Annotated in this window: 13 protein-coding genes; 9 read left to right on the top strand and 4 right to left on the bottom strand. The window is 75.2% G+C overall.

Translation table 11 applies throughout. The features are described 5' to 3' along the window. Positions 1–71: 71 nt before the first annotated feature. Positions 72–473 (bottom strand): rhodanese-like domain-containing protein, encoded by a 402-nt coding sequence (locus tag GCE86_RS19555; RefSeq protein ID WP_154230596.1) that lies wholly within the window; start codon positions 471–473, stop codon positions 72–74. A gap of 110 nt (positions 474–583) precedes the next feature. Between GCE86_RS19555 and GCE86_RS19550 the strand changes: the two genes are divergently transcribed. From GCE86_RS19550 to GCE86_RS19535, 4 genes are all read left to right on the top strand, one after another. Next, positions 584–1,237, top strand: coding sequence for a uridine kinase family protein (locus tag GCE86_RS19550; RefSeq protein ID WP_244317025.1), 654 nt, complete (start codon positions 584–586; stop codon positions 1,235–1,237). Positions 1,238–1,273: 36 nt separating this feature from the next. Further along, positions 1,274–2,626, top strand: coding sequence for a dipeptidase (locus tag GCE86_RS19545; protein ID WP_204342502.1), 1,353 nt, complete (start codon positions 1,274–1,276; stop codon positions 2,624–2,626). 78 nt (positions 2,627–2,704) lie between these two features. Next, positions 2,705–2,911 (top strand): hypothetical protein, encoded by a 207-nt coding sequence (locus GCE86_RS19540; protein WP_154228290.1) that lies wholly within the window; start codon positions 2,705–2,707, stop codon positions 2,909–2,911. Positions 2,912–3,024: 113 nt separating this feature from the next. Continuing rightward, entirely contained in the window at positions 3,025–4,608 is a 1,584-nt protein-coding gene (locus GCE86_RS19535; RefSeq protein ID WP_154228289.1) for an ATP-dependent DNA ligase, read from the top strand. A gap of 31 nt (positions 4,609–4,639) precedes the next feature. On the opposite strand, the gene GCE86_RS19530 is transcribed toward GCE86_RS19535, so the two are convergent. After that, entirely contained in the window at positions 4,640–5,455 is an 816-nt protein-coding gene (locus tag GCE86_RS19530; protein WP_154228288.1) for an SURF1 family cytochrome oxidase biogenesis protein, read from the bottom strand. A 135-nt stretch (positions 5,456–5,590) separates the two neighbouring features. Between GCE86_RS19530 and GCE86_RS19525 the strand changes: the two genes are divergently transcribed. Together GCE86_RS19525 and GCE86_RS19520 are read left to right on the top strand one after the other, a co-directional pair. Then, entirely contained in the window at positions 5,591–6,955 is a 1,365-nt protein-coding gene (locus tag GCE86_RS19525; RefSeq protein ID WP_154230595.1) for a cobyrinic acid a,c-diamide synthase CobB, read from the top strand. Next, complete coding sequence (locus GCE86_RS19520) at positions 6,952–7,521, top strand: GNAT family N-acetyltransferase (protein WP_154228287.1); 570 nt, start codon at positions 6,952–6,954, stop codon at positions 7,519–7,521. The genes GCE86_RS19525 and GCE86_RS19520 overlap by 4 nt, the downstream gene beginning before the upstream one ends. Before the next feature lie 146 nt (positions 7,522–7,667). Here GCE86_RS19520 and GCE86_RS19515 read toward each other — a convergent pair whose 3' ends face one another. Then, positions 7,668–9,803 (bottom strand): transglycosylase domain-containing protein, encoded by a 2,136-nt coding sequence (locus tag GCE86_RS19515; protein WP_154228286.1) that lies wholly within the window; start codon positions 9,801–9,803, stop codon positions 7,668–7,670. A 133-nt stretch (positions 9,804–9,936) separates the two neighbouring features. Between GCE86_RS19515 and cobC the strand changes: the two genes are divergently transcribed. The 3 genes from cobC to cobA are packed head-to-tail and all read left to right on the top strand — an operon-like array spanning position 9,937 to position 13,360. Next, positions 9,937–11,019, top strand: coding sequence for an Rv2231c family histidinol phosphate aminotransferase CobC (cobC, locus tag GCE86_RS19510; protein WP_154228285.1), 1,083 nt, complete (start codon positions 9,937–9,939; stop codon positions 11,017–11,019). Then, positions 11,019–12,089, top strand: coding sequence for a nicotinate-nucleotide--dimethylbenzimidazole phosphoribosyltransferase (gene cobT / locus GCE86_RS19505; protein WP_154230594.1), 1,071 nt, complete (start codon positions 11,019–11,021; stop codon positions 12,087–12,089). The genes cobC and cobT overlap by 1 nt, the downstream gene beginning before the upstream one ends. After that, positions 12,086–13,360 (top strand): uroporphyrinogen-III C-methyltransferase, encoded by a 1,275-nt coding sequence (cobA, locus tag GCE86_RS19500; RefSeq protein WP_154228284.1) that lies wholly within the window; start codon positions 12,086–12,088, stop codon positions 13,358–13,360. Before cobT ends, cobA begins: the two co-directional genes overlap by 4 nt. Before the next feature lie 63 nt (positions 13,361–13,423). On the opposite strand, the gene otsB is transcribed toward cobA, so the two are convergent. Continuing rightward, positions 13,424–15,985, bottom strand: coding sequence for a trehalose-phosphatase (otsB, locus tag GCE86_RS19495; protein WP_154230593.1), 2,562 nt, complete (start codon positions 15,983–15,985; stop codon positions 13,424–13,426). Positions 15,986–16,008 lie beyond the last annotated feature (23 nt).

Raw genomic sequence — 16,008 nt, 5'->3', positions numbered from 1 at the left:
GCGCCGACCACCAGAGCGCGCCGGGGCGCCGACCACTTGAAAGAGGGCCGGCGCGCCGACGCCGGGTCGGGTCAGTAGCGGACGTCGGCGGGGCGGTCGGATATCGGCAGGCCCGCCTCCCGCCACCCCTGCACCCCGCCGATCATGTCGGTGGCCTGCCGCAGCCCGAGCGCCTGGAGGCTGGCGGCCGCCAGGCTGGAGCTGTAGCCCTGCCGGCACACCACCACGATCTGCCGGTCGTAGCTGGTGGACTCGGGGATGCGCCAGGCGCTGGCCGGGTCCAGCCGCCACTCCAGCACGGTCCGGTCGATGACGATCGCCCCGGGCAGCTCGCCCTGCTCGCGGCGCTGCGCCTCGGTGCGCGTGTCGACCAGCAGCGCGCCGGTGCGGACCGCCTCGACGGCGTCGTGCGGGGTGAGCCGGCGGAGGCCGGCCCGGGCCTGTTCGAGGAGGGCGTCGACGCCCGGACTCATCACGTCATGGAGCACATCCCGATGATGCCCACGGCGACCCGTACCCGCCCGGCGAACGGTCTGCTGGTGCGGCAGGTTCCAGCGGACGGGGGACCGCTAGCGTCGGTCGGGTGACGGTGGCGGTGGTCGAGGCGTACGCCGGGTTGGCTCGGCGGGTGCTGGCCGGGCCGGCGCGGTTGGGGCGTACCCGACTGGTGGCCGTCGACGGGCCGAGCGGCGCGGGCAAGAGCGTCTTCGCGACGCGGCTCGCGGACGCTGTGGCGGCGCTGCCCGGCGCTGCGCGGCCGCCGGTGGTCCGCACCGACGACCTGCTCGACGGTTGGGACGACCAGTTCACCTTCTGGCCGCGGCTGGAGGAGTGGGTGCTCGGGCCGGTCCGGGCGGGCCGGCTGGGGGCCTACCGCCGGTACAGCTGGGTGCGCCGGCGCTTCCTGGACCGGCCGGTGCCGGTGCCCGCCGGGCCGGTGCTGATCGTGGAGGGGGTGAGCGCCGCCCGGGCGGTGATCCGGCCGGAGCTGACCCTGTCGGTGCTCGTCACCGCGCCGGCCGACCTGCGGCTGTCCCGGGCGCTCGCCCGCGACGGCGCGGAGATCCTGCCCGAGCTGCGCCGCTGGCATACCGGGGAGCGGGCGCACTTCGCCGCCGACGGCACCGGGGCCGCGGTGGACCTGGTCGTCGACGGCGCCCCTGACCTGCCGCACGACGCCGAGCGCTACTACGTCCGCCGGTCCGGGAGGACGGGCTCGGACGGCGCGGGCAGGTAAGGCCGTCATACGATTCCGGTCATGACCACACCGATCATGTCCGAGTCCGAGGTGCGGGCCGCCGTCGAGCGGGAACTCCCCGGCGTCCGTGCCGACCTCGAGCGACTCGTCCGCATTCCGGGCATCGCCTTCGAGGGCTTCGACCACTCGCACGTCGAGCGCTCCGCCGAGGCGGTGGCGGAGCTGCTGCGCGGCTGCGGCCTCGACACGAAGATCGTGCGCTCCGGCGGCCAGCCCGCGGTGATCGGGACGAAGCCGGCCCCGCCCGGCGCGCCCACCGTCCTCCTGTACGCCCACCACGACGTCCAGCCGGTCGGCGACCTGTCGCTCTGGGAGTCCGACCCGTTCGAGCCGGTGGAGCGGGACGGCCGCCTCTACGGCCGCGGCGCCGCCGATGACAAGGCCGGCATCATGGCGCACGTCGCGGCGCTGCGCGCGTTCGGCGACCGGCTCCCGGTCGGCGTGGTCCTCTTCATCGAGGGCGAGGAGGAGTACGGCTCGGACTCGCTGGAGCAGCTGCTCATCGCGCACCGCGAGGAGCTGGCGTCGGACGTCATCGTCATCGCCGACTCCGGCAACTGGGACATCGGGGTGCCCGCGCTGACCACCTCGCTGCGCGGCATCGTCAACTGCTTCGTGGAGGTGCGCACCCTCGACCACGCGGTGCACAGCGGCATGTTCGGCGGCGCGGTGCCCGACGCGCTCACCACGCTGGTGAAGCTGCTCGCCACGCTGCACGACGACGCCGGCAACGTGGCCGTCGAGGGCCTGGTCGGTCGCGAGGGGGCCGTCGTCGACTACCCGGAGGACCGGTTCCGCGCCGAGGCCGGACTGATCTACGGCGCGCAGCTCTTCGGCACCGGCCGGATCACCGACCGGCTGTGGACCAAGCCGGCTCTCGCGATCCTCGGTGTGGACGCACCGGCCACCGCGGAGGCGCCGAACGCGCTGGTCCCGGCGGCCAAGGCGAAGCTGAGCGTACGGCTGGCGCCGGGCGACGACCCGAAGCAGGCGTACGCGGCGCTCATCGCGCACCTGGAGAAGCACGCCCCCTGGGGCGCCCAGGTGACGGTGACCTTCGAGCACGACGGCGCGCCCTGCGTCATCGACGCCACCGGGCCGATGTTCGACGCGGCGCGGGCGGCGTTCCGGGAGGCCTGGGACGGCACCGACCCGGTCGACATCGGCGTGGGCGGATCGATCCCGTTCATCGCCACCTTCCAGGAGATGTTCCCCGCCGCGGCGATCCTCGTGACCGGCGTGGAGGACCCGCACGCCCGGGCGCACGGGCCGAACGAGAGCCTGCACCTGGGCGAGTTCGCGCGGGTCTGCGCGGCCGAGGCGCTGCTGCTGGCGAAGGTCGCCGCGGTGGGCGCGCAGCGGGCCTGAGGTGTCGAAACCGTAACTTCGGGGCCGATGTCGGAGTTTGCGGTGTGTCAGGCGGTGAGCTGTTATAGCCTCTCGAACATGCGTACGAACGACGAGATGTCGCGGCTCCAGGCCGCCGTCAGTGCTCTGGGGGACGTCGATGTCTCCGCGTGGTCCGAGGACGCGCTCAAGGAACAGCTCGGCGAGCTCTCCGCCGTGCTGGTCACGCTCGACACGCTGCTCACCCGCGTCGCCGACGAGGTGCGGGCCCGCGGCCTCCGCATCGAGGAGCCCGTCTCGGCCTGAGCCGGCCCGCCGCTTCAGCGATCTTGGAGAGTTGACGTACCTGGGGGGCGCCAACTCTCCAAGATCGCTCGGGACGCGCCCCGGTGTCGGGGGTGGCTGGCAGGATGAGGCACGTGCGGTTTGTTGAGCTGGCGGCCACGTCGGCAGCGGTGGGGGCCACCAGCGGCCGGCGGGCCAAGGTGGAGCTGCTGGCCGCCGCGCTGCGGTCACTCGACCCCGACGAGGTGCCGGCGGGCGCCGGCTACCTGGCCGGCGAGCTGCGGCAGCGGCAGACCGGCGTGGGCTGGGCGAGCCTGCGTGACCTGCCCCCACCGGCCGCCGAGCCGACCCTGACCGTGGGCGGCGTCGACGCGGCGATCGAGGAGATCGCGGCGGTCGGCGGTGCGGGCTCGCAGGCCCGGCGCCGCGAGCTGGTCGGCCGGCTCTTCGCCGCGGCGACCGCCGACGAGCAGCGGCTGCTGGTCGGCCTGTTCCGGGGCGAGCTGCGTCAGGGCGCCCAGGCCGGCCTGCTCACCGAGGCGGTGGCCCGGGCCGCCGACGTGCCGGTGGCGGCCGTCCGGCGGGCCCTGCTGCTCGCCGGCGACCTGCGGGCCGTGGCGGTCGCGGCGCTCTCCGGCGGGGCGGCCGCACTGGCCGGGTTCGGCCTCCAGGTGGGCCGCCCGCTCGCTCCCATGCTGGCGCAGAGCGCGCCCACGGTCGACGAGGCGCTCACCGCCACCGGCGTCCCGGCCGTGGTCGACGTGAAGCTCGACGGCATCCGCATCCAGGTGCACCGGTCCGGCCAGGACATCGCGGTCTTCACGCGCAGCCTGGACGACATCACCGGGCGGCTGCCCGAGGTGGTGGCCGCCGTCCGCGCGCTCCCCGCCCGGGAGCTGGTGCTCGACGGCGAGGCGATCGGGCTGGACGCCGAGGGCCGCCCGCTGCCGTTCCAGGAGACCTCCAGCCGGGCCGCGCGGCGCACCACCGCGAGCACCACGGGGCGCACGCCGGTGGCGCCCGCCGTGCTCGCCGCGGCCGAGCGGGCCAACGAGACGGTGCTGACGCCGTACTTCTTCGATCTGCTGCACCTCGACGGCGTGGACCTGATCGACCTGCCCGGCCGGGAGCGGTGGGCCGCGCTGGCCCGCGTGGTCGATCCGACGCTGCTGGTCGGCCGGGTGGAGGTGGACGACGCCGAGCAGGCCGGCGCCGCCTTCGCGGCGGCGGTCGACGCGGGCCAGGAGGGGGTGGTGGTGAAGGATCCCGCCGCGCCCTACGACGCCGGCCGGCGCGGCGCGGCCTGGGTCAAGGTGAAGCCCCGGCACACTCTCGACCTCGTGGTGCTGGCCGTCGAGTGGGGCAGCGGCCGGCGGCAGGGCTGGCTCTCCAACCTGCACCTGGGCGCCCGCGACCCGCGCACCGGCGAGTTCGTGATGCTCGGCAAGACGTTCAAGGGGCTCACCGACGAGTTGCTGCGCTGGCAGACCGAGCGCTTCCTCGGGCTGGCCGTGGAGAAGGGCGACTGGGTGGTGCGGGTCCGGCCGGAGCAGGTGGTCGAGATCGCCTTCGACGGGGTGCAGACCAGCAGCCGCTACCCGGGCGGGATGGCGCTGCGCTTCGCCCGGGTGATCCGCTACCGGGACGACAAGACCGCCGCCGAGGCCGACACCATCGACGCGGTACGGGCCATCCACGCGGGCCGGGTCACCGACTGACCCGGCGACCGGGTCCGGTGCGGAGCGGGCGTCAGGTGGCGGCCGGCTCGGCGGCCCGGTCCACCGGCCCGCGCGGCCCGTCGAGGCCGGCCAGCCGCCGCGCCTCCCGGCGGGCGACCCAGCCGTAGCCGACCAGGCTCATCCCGGCGAAGAGCCACCACTGCACCACGTAGCCGAAGTTCTGCCAGTTGTTGGTGTGCCCGATGGGCACCGCCTGGAACGCCGGGTCGGCGGCCGGTGTCTGCTGGTCGAGCAGCACGTAGCCGCCGGACACCGCATAGGGCAGCTGCTTCGCCAGCCGGGGGATGCTGATCCGGCGGGTCTCCAGCTTGCCGTCGCGCCGGTCGACCGCGCCGCCGCCGCTCTCGCTGGCCACCAGCCGGCCGGTGACGGTCACCTCGCCGGTCGGCGCGGCGGGCACCGGCGGCTGGGTGGTCGCGTTCCCGCCGGGGACGGGCGGGATCCAGCCCCGGTCGACCAGCACGGCGCTGCCGTCGGCGAGGACCAGCGGGGTGAGCACCTCGAAGCCGACCTTGTTGTCGACGGTGCGGCCACGGACCAGGACGACGTTCGCGCTGTCGTACCGGCCGGTGGTGGTCACCCGGGTCCAGGTGAGCCGGTCGGCCGGGGCCGGGCCGGCGGTGCCGGGGCCGCCGGTCGGGGCCGGCAGGGCGTCCCGCAGCGGGGCGGGTGCCATGGTGGCGCCGGCGTCGATCCGCTCGTTGATCGCCGTCCGGCCCCGGTAGCGGTCCAGCTGCCAGTTGCCGAGGAAGACCATCACCGCGGCCGCGACCAGGGTCAGCGCGAGATAGCCGAGCCAGCGCGGGGTCAGCAGGAACCGGTACACGTTGGCCAAGGCTACCCGTATGAGCGGCGCCACTGGCCCGCGCCGGGCCGGAACGGGCCGGTCGCCGGCCGCCGCGCGTCGGTCGGGGCGGGTATGGTCACGCGGGCGGAAACCACCCCAGAGCAGGAGTCGATGATGACCGTCGTGCCGCGCGTCGTGCTGAGCGCGCCCTCCTCGGGGCACGGCACCGGTGCCCTCTCGCTCGGCCTGCTCGCGGCCCTCGCCGACCGGGGGCTCGACGTCGCCGGGTTCAAGATCGGGCCGGACCAGGTGGACGCCGCCTATCTGGGGCTGGCCGCCGGGCGGCCGGGGCGCAACCTCGACCCGCGGCTGGTCGGTCCGGAGCGGGTCGCCCCGCTCTTCGCGCACGGCGCCGCCGGGGCCGGGTTCGCGCTGGTCCAGGGGACCATGGGGCTCTACGACTCGATCGCCGGCCGCCCGGAGACCGAGTCCACGGCGGCCGTCGCGACGGCGCTGCGCAGCCCCGTGGTGCTGGTGGTCGACGTGGCCGCCATGGGCCAGTCGGTGGCCGCCCTGGTGCACGGCTTCCGTGCCTACGACGAGCAGCTCTGGCTGGGCGGCGTGATCCTCAACCGGGTGGCCTCGCCCCGGCACGAGACGATGCTGCGCGAGGCGCTCGACGACGTGGGGGTGCCGGTCTACGGCGCGCTGCGCCGGCACGAGCTGCCCGCGGTGCTGCCTGCCCGCCGGCACGGCGTGGTGCCGGTGGTCCAGCGCGACGCCGAGGCCGAGCGGGCCGTGCGCCGCCTCGGCGAGGGCGTCGCCGCCACGGTCGACCTGGACCGGGTGCTGGCGCTGGCCCGGTCCGCACCGGAGCTGACCGCCGCGCCGTGGTCGCCGGAGCCGGCCGGCCCGCCCGCCGGGGAGCGGCCGGTCGTCGCGCTGGCCGGCGGCCCGGGCGGCAGCTACAGCCACCCGGAGACCGCCGAGCTGCTGCGCGCCGCCGGCGCCGAGGTGGTCACCCTCGACCCGCTGCGCGACGAGGCCCTGCCCGCCGGCACCCGCGCGCTGGTCGTCGGTGGCGGGCTCCCGGAGACGTACGCGGAGCAGCTCTCCGCCAACCGCCGGCTCTGCATCGCGGTGGCCGAACTGGCCCGCACCGGCCGTCCGGTCGTCGCCGAGGGCGCCGGCCTGCTCTGGCTGGCCCGAGAGCTCGACGGCCGGCCGATGTGCGGAGTGCTCGACGCCGTGGGCGCCAGCCGGGACGGCCTGGTGGTCGGCTACCGGGAGGCGACCGCGGCCGGTGACAGCGTGGTGGCCCGCGCGGGCACCACGGTGGTGGGGCACAAGCAGCACGCCGCGGTGCTGACCCCGCGGGCCGGCGAGCGGGCGGCCTGGCGCTGGGAGGGCGGCGCCCCGGAGGGCTTCGTGTGGCGGGGCGTCCACGCCTCGCAGCTCGTGCCGCACTGGGCCGCGTACCCGGACGTGGCGGCCCGGCTCGTCGCGGCGGCCCTGGCCCCCGCGGAGGCCCCGGCGTGATCGGGCAGGTGGCGGTGCGCCGGTTCCCGGCGCTGACCGTCTCCACCCCGCGCACCGAGGTACGCCAGCTCGTCGCGGCCGACGCCGAGGCGGTCGACGAGGTGTTCGCGGACCGGCAGACCCAGCGGTGGCTGCCGCTGGCCGACTCCTCGGGGCAGATCGACGGGCGGGCCTGGTGCACCGAGCTGGCCCGGCAGCGCCGGGACAGCGGCGACGGCGACCACTGGGCGGTGGTCCGCCGCGAGGACCGGCGGGTGGTCGGCTGTCTCTGGACCCGCCGCACCGACTGGGGTGCCCGGCTGACCGAGGTGTCCTACGCGATCGCCCCGCACGCCCGGGGCTACGGCCTGGCCGTCGAGGCGGTCGACGCGGTCGCCATCGCACTGCTCCTGGAGCACGGCTTCCAGCGCGTCGAGCTGCGGGTCGCCCCCGGCAACGTCGCCTCCCGGCGCGTGGCGGAGAAGGCCGGCTTCAGCTACGAGGGCCTCCTCCGCAACGCCGGCTTCGTCCACGGCGCCCGGGTGGACCTGGAACTCTGGTCCTTCGTGAGTGCCGACCTCCGCTGACCCCGGACGCCTGCCCCCGGACACCTGCCCCCCGGACGCCTGACCCCCGACGTTGATCAAGAGGTTTGCGTCGGGAATCGCAGGATTCCGCGCGCAAACCTCTTGATCAACTGGCCCGGGCGCACCCCCGGGCCGTCCAGGGTGGGTCAGCCCACGATCTGGTCGGACGGTGGGGTGAACTGCTGGACGGGTCGGCCCTTGAGCGCGTCGCGCAGGGTCTCCGCCACCGCGTTGACGGGCACCTGGGACAAGCCGTCACCCACCGCGTTGAACGGGTTGTCCGGGTCCGCGATGAAGCTCGCCGCGGCCAGCTCCGGGGTGTAGCCGGCGAACCAGGCGGACCGGGTGCTGTCGGTGGTGCCCGTCTTGCCGGCGACCGGGCGGCCCACCGTGCCCCGCACGCTGTCCGCGGTCGACCAGCCGCCGCAACCTCCCTTGGCCGGGGTGTCACCCGTCGGGCAGCGGGCCGCGTCGGTGGCCGCCCGGGCCGCGTCGGCGCTGACCACCTGGCGGCAGCGCGGCTTGGCAACCTCGCGCTCCACCCCGCCGGCGGTCTTGTACATGGCCGGCGTGCCGTCCCGGTTCATGATCGAGTTGACCGGGATCGCCTCGCAGTACCGCCCGTCGGCGGCGACGGCCGCGTACGCGTTGGCCACCTCCAGCGGGGTGGCATCGGAGACGCCCAGGGTGAACGCGCCCCACTTGTTCGCCTTGTCCGGCGCGGCGTGCTCGCGGTCCACGTCGGTACGCCAGCGCAGCCCGAGCTGCTCGGCCAGGCGCACACCCTTCTCCGCGCCGATCTGCTCCTCCAGCTGCACGAAGAAGGTGTTCACCGACTTGCCGAAGCCGGACCACATGGTCTGCACGCCGGTCATGGCGCCGCTGGCGTTCGACGGCGCCCACCCGTCGTAGACCCTGGACTGGTAGCGGTACGGCGAGTTGATGGTGTCGGAGAGCTTCGTCCCGTTGTTGAGCGCGGCGAGCATCGTGAACATCTTGAACGTCGAGCCGGCCTGGTACCCGGGGAGGGTTCCCCCGCCGAGCAACGGCGCCACGGTGTTCGGGAAGTTCGCCTTGACCTTCGGGCCGGCCTCCGGGTTGGAGCTGTTCGGGTTCTCGCTGAGGTCGAGCGAGTAGGTCCGGTTCACCGCCATCGCCTTGATCCGCCCGGTGCCCGGCTCGGCGACCACGATCCCGTTGGCGAACGGGCTGCCCGTGCCGTCCTTTGCGCCCACGTTCTTCTCGGCCGCCTCCTGGATCTTCGGGTCGAGGGCGAGCACGATGCGATAGCCACCCCGGCGCAGCTTGTCCATCCGCTCCAGCCGGTTCTCCCCGAACGCGGGCTGCGAACTCCACCAGTTCTTCAGGTAGTCGCAGTAGAAGCCCCAGGTCCCCCGGTACTTCTCCAGGAGCGAGGCGCAGTCGTTGGGCGGGTTGGTGAGCCGCAGCTTGATCGGCTCGGCCTTGGCCGCCGCCACGGCGTCCGGTGAGAGGTAGCCGAGGCGGGCCATGTTGTCGAGCACGTAGTTGCGGCGGGCGGTGGCGTCCTTCTGGTCGGAGGTGATCGGGTCGTACTCCGACGGGGACTTCACCAGGCCGGCCAGGGTGGCCGCCTCGACCGGGGTGAGGGTGGCCGGGGTCTTCGAGAAGAAGATCTGCGAGGCCGCGTAGATCCCGTACGCCCGGTGGCCGAAGTAGGCCGAGTTGAGGTAGCGCTCGAGGATCTGCTCCTTGCTGACGTGCTTCTCGATGTCCAGCGCCATGCGCATCTCCTTGACCTTGCGCAGGCTGGTCTGCTGGGTGGCCTCCTGGACCTCCTTCGGCGTCTGGGCGCTGTCCCGCAGGGCCATCCGGACGTACTGCATGGTGATCGTCGAGGCGCCCTGGGAGACGCCGCCGGATCGGGCGTTGGACACGAAGGCACGGGCCACGCCCTTCGGGTCGACCCCGTGGTGCTGGTAGAAGCGGTTGTCCTCGGCGGCGACGATCGCCTGCTGGATGTTCGGGGACATGTCCTCGATCTTGGTGTACTGGCGGTACTCCTCGTAGAACATCGTCAGCACGGTCTTGCCGTCCGGCGCGTACACGTACGAGGTCTCGGCGGGCAGCGCGGTCTTGAGGATGTTGGTCTTCTGCTCCACTGCGTGCGCGGTGGCCTTGGCACCGATGCCGGTGACGGCGGCCAGCGGATAGGCCGCGGCGGCGACCACGATGCCGGCGATGAGCCCGGCGCGGAGGAGAGGCACGGCACGACCAGCGGAGGCAAGGGGTCGGTTGCTCACGTGGTCAAGCTATGACATTTCCGATTCGGAAATGAGAAGAATTCATAAACGGGCGAGGGGGTCGAGCGGTGGTGACGCGGCCCACGCCGGGATCCGCTGTCCCGGGCGGCGGCTTCCCGGCAGGATCGCGGACATGCGTGCTCAGCTCATCGGGACCGCCGCCCCGGCGGACGAGCCCGACCTCGGTCACCACGGGGACGCCGAGGCCACGCCCGGTCTGGTCGACCTCGCCGTCAACGTCCGCCGCGCCCCGATGCCGGACTGGCTGGCCGACCCGCTCGTCACGGCGCTGGGCGCGCTGGCCGCGTACCCCGATCCCGGCCCGGCTCGGGCCGCCGTCGCCGCCCGCCACGGGCGTACCCCGGAAGAGGTACTCCTCACGGCGGGAGCCGCCGAGGGCTTCGTGCTGATCGCCCGGGCGTTGCGCGAGGCCCGGCGGCCGGTGGTGGTGCACCCGCAGTTCACCGAGCCGGAGGCCGCCCTGCGGGCCGCCGGCCACACCGTCGAGCGGGTACTGCTCGACGCGGGCGACGACTTCCGGCTGGACCCGTCCCGGGTGCCCGCCGACGCCGACCTGGTGCTGCTCGGCAACCCCACCAACCCCACCTCGGTGCTGCACCCCGCCGAGGCGGTCGCCGCCCTGGCCCGACCCGGCCGGGTGCTGGTGGTCGACGAGGCGTTCGCCGACACCACGGCGGCCGCCGGGGTCGAGGGCGAGCCCGAGTCGCTCGCCGCCCGCCGCGACCTGCCCGGCCTCCTGGTGGTCCGCAGCCTCACCAAGACCTGGGGGCTGGCCGGGCTGCGGATCGGCTACCTGCTCGGCGAGCCGCCGCTGCTCGCCCGGCTCGCCGCCGCCCAGCCGCTCTGGGCCGTCTCCACCCCGGCGCTCGCCGCCGCCACCGCCTGCGCGTCCCCGGCCGCCGTGGCGGCCGAACGCGCCATCGCCGCCGGGCTCGCCGCCGACCGCGACCACCTGGTGAGCCGCCTGTCCGGCCTGCCCGGGGTACGCGTCGCCGGCCGTCCCGCCAGCGCCTTCGTCCTGGTCCACCTGCCGGGCGCCGCGGCCGTGCGGGAGCGGCTGCGCGAGCGCGGCTGGGCGGTCCGCCGCGGCGACACGTTCCCCGGGCTGGGCCCGGACTGGCTGCGGATCGCGGTGCGCGATCCGGCGACGACCGACGCCTTCACCGACGTGCTGGCCGAGATCCTGGAGGCATGATGCTGGAGTCCACCCTCGCGGCGATCCGCCCGCTCGACGAGGCCGCTATGGCGGCGGCCCGCGAACTCCAGGGGCGGCTCACCAAGCCCGCCGGTTCGCTGGGCGCCCTGGAGCCGCTCTCCGTACGCCTCGCCGGGCTGGCCGGGACCTGCCCGCCGCCGCTGCCGGAGCCGGCCGCGGTGGCGATCTTCGCGGGCGACCACGGCGTGCACGCCCAGGGCGTCACCCCGTGGCCGCAGGAGGTCACCGCCCAGATGATCGGCAACTTCCTGGCCGGCGGCGCGGTGGTCAACGCCTTCGCCCGGCAGGCCGACGCCTCGGTCACCGTGGTGGACGTCGGCGTGGCCACCCCGCTCCCGGCCGACCCCGCGAGCGACCCGGCCGGCCCGCGCCTGGTCGCCGCGAACGTGCGGCGCGGCACCCGGGACCTGACGGTCACCGCCGCGCTCACCCGCGACGAGGCCCGCGCGGCGGTGGAGACCGGCATCCGGGTGGCCGGCGACCTGGTCGACGCCGGGGCGGGCATCCTGCTCACCGGCGACATGGGCATCGGCAACACCACCCCGGCCGCCGCGCTGATCGCCGCGTTCACCGGGGTCGACCCGGCGGCGGCCACCGGGCGGGGCACCGGCGTGGACGACGAGACGTACGACCGCAAGGTCGGCGTGGTGCGGGCCGCGCTGGAGCGGCACGCGCCCGACCCGGCCGACCCGCTGGGGGTGCTGGCCTCGGTCGGCGGCCTGGAGCACGCCGCGCTGGCCGGGCTGGTCCTCGGCGCCGCGGCGCGCCGCGTGCCGGTGCTGCTGGACGGCGTCATCGCGGTCAGCGCCGCGCTGGCGGCCGCCGCCTTCGCGCCGGACGCGGTCGGTGCCATGGTCGCCGGGCACCGCTCGGCCGAGCCGGGCGCGACGGCGGCGCTGCGGCACCTCGGCCTGGACCCGCTCATCGATCTCGGGCTGCGCCTCGGCGAGGGTACCGGCGCGCTGCTCGCGCTCCCCGTCGTCACCGGCGCGGTCCGGGTGCTGCACGAGGTCGCCACCTTCGACTCGGCGGGAGTGGCCGAGAAGTGACCGGCAACCCGTACCCGCTCGGGTTGCGGCTGGCCGGCCGGCGGGTGGTCGTGGTCGGCGGGGGAGCGGTGGCCACCCGGCGGGTGCCCGCGCTGCTCGACGCCGGCGCGGACGTCCTGCTGGTGGCGCCGGAGCTGACCCCGGCGCTGCGGGGGCACGTGGACGCCGGCCGGTTGCGCTGGGAGCCGCGCCGGTTCGTGCCCGACGACCTGGACGGCGCCTGGCTGGTCCAGGTGGCCGTGGACGACCGGGTGGCCGCGGCCGCGGTCAGCGCCGCCGCCGCGGAGCGCCGCATCTTCTGCGTCCGCGCCGACGACCGGGCGGCCGCCACCGCGTGGACCCCGGCGGTGACCCGGCACGGTCCGGTCACCGTGGCCGTGCTGGGCGGCGGCGACCCCCGCCGCGCCATGAGCGTCCGCGACGCGGTCCGCGAACTGCTCGCCGCGCGCGCCGGGCAGCAGGCCCCGGAGCCGGGTGCTGCCGCGCCGGCCCGGCCGGCCACGCCGCCTGCCGGCGAGCCCGATGCCGCCGGGGTCGCGCCGTCGGCTGGCCGGGTGGCGCTGGTGGGCGCGGGGCCGGGCGACCCCGAGCTGATCACCGTGAAGGGCTGGCGGTTGCTCACCGAGGCGGACGTGGTGGTCGCCGATCGGCTCGTCCCCGGGCTGCTCCTCGACGAGCTGCGACCGGATGTCGAGCTGGTCGACGCCTCCAAGATCCCGTACGGGCCGTCGCGGGCCCAGGAGGAGATCAACCGGATCCTGGTGGACCGCGCCCGGGCCGGCAAGGTGGTGGTGCGCCTCAAGGGCGGCGACCCGTACGTCTTCGGCCGGGGCGGCGAGGAGCTGCTGGCCTGCGCCGAGGCCGGCGTGCCGGTGACCGTGGTGCCCGGGGTGACCAGCGCGATCTCGGTGCCCGCTTCGGCCGGGGTGCCGGTCACCCACCGGGCGGTGGCGCACGAGTTCACCGTGGTCTCCGGGCACGTGGCCCCCGACTCGCCGGCCTCGCTGGTCCGGTGGGAGTCCCTGGCGGGCCTGCGCGGCACCCTGGTCATCCTCATGGGCCTGAAGAACCTCGCGGCGATCAGCGCCACCCTCGTGGCGCACGGCCGGCCCGCCCAGACGCCGGCCGCCGTGATCCAGGAGGGCACCACGAGCGGTCAGCGGACCCTCCGCTCGACCCTCGGCACGGTGGCCGGGGATGTCGCGGCCGCCGGCCTCCGCCCGCCCGCCATCGTCGTCGTCGGGGACGTGGTCGGCACTCTCGACACCTGACCGCCGGACGGCGAGCGGCCCGGGACCAGCCGGTCCCGGGCCGCCGTCGTGCCGCCGCTCAGGTCACTGCTTGAGCATGTTGTCCAGCATGAGGGCGCAGCGGATCAGCCCGAGGTGGCTGTACGCCTGCGGGTGGTTGCCCAGCCCGCGCTCGGCCAGCGGGTCGTACTGCTCGGGGAGCAGCCCGGTCGGCCCGGCCGTGTCGACCATCTGCGCGAACAGCTCCTCCGCGTCGGTGCGCCGGCCGGTGCGCAGGTACGCCTCGATCAGCCACGCCGTGCAGATGTGGAAGCCGCCCTCCCGGCCGGGCAGGCCGTCGTCCCAGTGGTACCGGTAGACGACCGGGCCGCTGCGCAGCTCTGCCTCGATCTTCAGCACCGTGGACAGGAAGCGCGGGTCGTCGCCGGCGAGCAGCCCGGAGATGCCGATCCAGAGCGACGAGGCGTCCATCTCCTCGTACCCGTAGGCGACGCTGTAGGCCTCGGCCTCCGGGTGCCAGCCGTGCTCCAGCACGTTGTCGGCGATCCGGTCGCGCAGCTCGACCCACTCCGGCCGGTCCTCGCCGCCGTGCTGCCGCACCACGTGCAGCGCCCGGTCGACGGTCATCCAGAGCATGACCTTGGAGAAGACGTGGTGCCGGGGTGGGAGGCGGGCCTCCCAGATGCCGTGGTCGGGCTCGTGCCAGCGGCGGCGGACCGCCTCGACCATGTTCTCCAGCACCCGCCACTCGTCGTCGCGTACCGAGCCCCGGGCGTCGGCCACCGCGGCGATCAGGTCGGCGACCGGGCCGAAGACGTCGAGCTGGAGCTGGTGGTTGGCGAGGTTGCCGACCCGGACCGGCCGGGAGCCGGCGTAGCCGGGCAGGGTGTCGATGACGGCCTCGGCGCCCAGCTCGTAGCCGTCGACCGTGTAGAGCGGGTGCAGCCGCTCCGGGTGCCCGCCGGTGCGGTCGATGACGCCGTCGACCCAGCGCAGCAGGCCCTCGGCCTCCTCGGTGGAGCCGAGGTCGACCAGCGCGCGGGCGGTCATGGCCGCGTCCCGCAACCAGCAGTAGCGGTAGTCCCAGTTGCGGACGCCGCCCAGCTCCTCGGGGAGCGAGGTGGTCGCCGCGGCGAGGATCGAGCCGGTCGGCTCGTGGCAGAGCCCGCGCAGGGTGAGCGCGCTGCGGGCCACCAGGTCCCGGGCCGTGGCGGGCAGCCGCAGCGAGGCCACCCAGTCCTTCCAGGGCTGCTCGGCGGCGGCCTGCCGCTCGTGGATCGGCACCCGGTGGTGTTCCAGGCTCTGCGTGCCGAAGCGCAGCTCCAGCACCACCTGGCCGCCGGCGGCCGACAGGTCCACGACGGCCTTGGCGGTCTCGTAGCCGGCGTCGCTGGTGACCTCCCACTCGACGCCGGGCGAGTAGAGCGCCACCGGCTCGTTGGAGCCGAGCACCAGCAGCCCGTCGTCCAGCGGCTGGAGCTGCACGGCGACCTGGCCGAACTCGGGACGCGGGGCGAACTCGATCCGGGCCCGCCCGGTGCCGCTGAGCACCCGGACCAGGCTCGAGTCGCCGGTGACGATCGCCGGGCCGTCCGGCGTGGTCTCCTTCGCCGGCAGGTCCAGCCAGTCGGTCACCGTGAGGCCGGACCAGCGGGTCTCCACCGTCATGGTGTTGCTGCGGTAGCGCTGCCCCAGCGGGATGCCGCCGCGCTGCGGGCCGACGGTGAAGTGCCCGGCCGGGCTGCCGCCGACCAGGTCGGCGAAGATCGCCGCCGAGTCCGGCTTCGGGTGGCACAGCCAGGTGATCTTGGCCTCGGGGGTGACGAGCGCGACCGTACGGCCGTTGGCCAGCATCGAGTGCCGCTCGATCGGCACCGCCCGCTCGCCGAAGAGCCAGTGTCGCCGGGTCTCCAGCAGCAGGCCCAGCGCCCGGGCCGCCTCGATCGGCTCGGCCACCCGGTAGTCGGCCTGGGTGTCACCCGGGCCGATCTTGATGCCGACGTCCGGCCCGTGCAGGTTGCCGAAGGCGTTCTCGTCGGTGACGTCGTCGCCGATGAACAGCACGGCGCTGGCCGCGAGCTGGGTCCGGAGCTGGTCGACCGCGGTGCCCTTGTGGGTCGCCACCACCGACAGCTCGATGACCTCCTTGCCCTGGGTGACGGTGACGTCGTCCCAGGTGGCGGGGCCGCTGCGGACCGCCTCGATGGCCGCGGCCGCGATCTGCGGGTCGACCCCGCGGGTGTGCACGGCGACGCTGGCCGGCTTGCGCTCCAGGCGTACGCCCGGGTGGGCCGCGGCGATCTCCCGCAGCTCGTTGCGGAGCCGGTGCCGGACCGCGATCAGCTCCGGGGTGAGCCGCTCGACGAAGCCGATGTCGAACTCGGAGCCGTGGCTGCCCACCAGGTGCACCTCGCTGGGCAGCCGGGAGAGCGTCGCCAGGTCACGCAGCGCGCGGCCGGACACCACCGCGACGCTGGTCTGCGGCAGGGAGGCGAGGGCGCGGACCGCGGCCACCGACTCGGGCAGCGGCACGGCCTTGCTCGGGTCCTCGACGATCGGGGCCAGGGTGCCGTCGTAGTCGCAGGCGACCAGGAGCTGGGGGACCCGGGCGATCCGGCCGATGGCGGCGCGCAGCTCGGGATCCATCACCCCGCCGTGCGGAGTGGTGG

The organism is Micromonospora terminaliae (assembly GCF_009671205.1).
Classification (GTDB): Bacteria; Actinomycetota; Actinomycetes; order Mycobacteriales; family Micromonosporaceae; genus Micromonospora; species Micromonospora terminaliae.
The sequence above is the reverse complement of the archived record's forward strand: the minus strand, read 5'-3'. Positions and strand labels throughout refer to the sequence as shown.

Coding starts and splice junctions, on each gene's coding strand:
- cobT (WP_154230594.1), top strand. CDS start 11,019: ATGCTGGAGTCCACCCTCGCGGCGATCCGCCCGCTCGACGAGGCCGCT.
- GCE86_RS19525 (WP_154230595.1), top strand. CDS start 5,591: ATGACCGTCGTGCCGCGCGTCGTGCTGAGCGCGCCCTCCTCGGGGCAC.
- GCE86_RS19555 (WP_154230596.1), bottom strand. CDS start 473: ATGAGTCCGGGCGTCGACGCCCTCCTCGAACAGGCCCGGGCCGGCCTC.
- GCE86_RS19540 (WP_154228290.1), top strand. CDS start 2,705: ATGCGTACGAACGACGAGATGTCGCGGCTCCAGGCCGCCGTCAGTGCT.
- GCE86_RS19545 (WP_204342502.1), top strand. CDS start 1,274: ATGTCCGAGTCCGAGGTGCGGGCCGCCGTCGAGCGGGAACTCCCCGGC.
- cobC (WP_154228285.1), top strand. CDS start 9,937: ATGCGTGCTCAGCTCATCGGGACCGCCGCCCCGGCGGACGAGCCCGAC.
- otsB (WP_154230593.1), bottom strand. CDS start 15,985: ATGGATCCCGAGCTGCGCGCCGCCATCGGCCGGATCGCCCGGGTCCCC.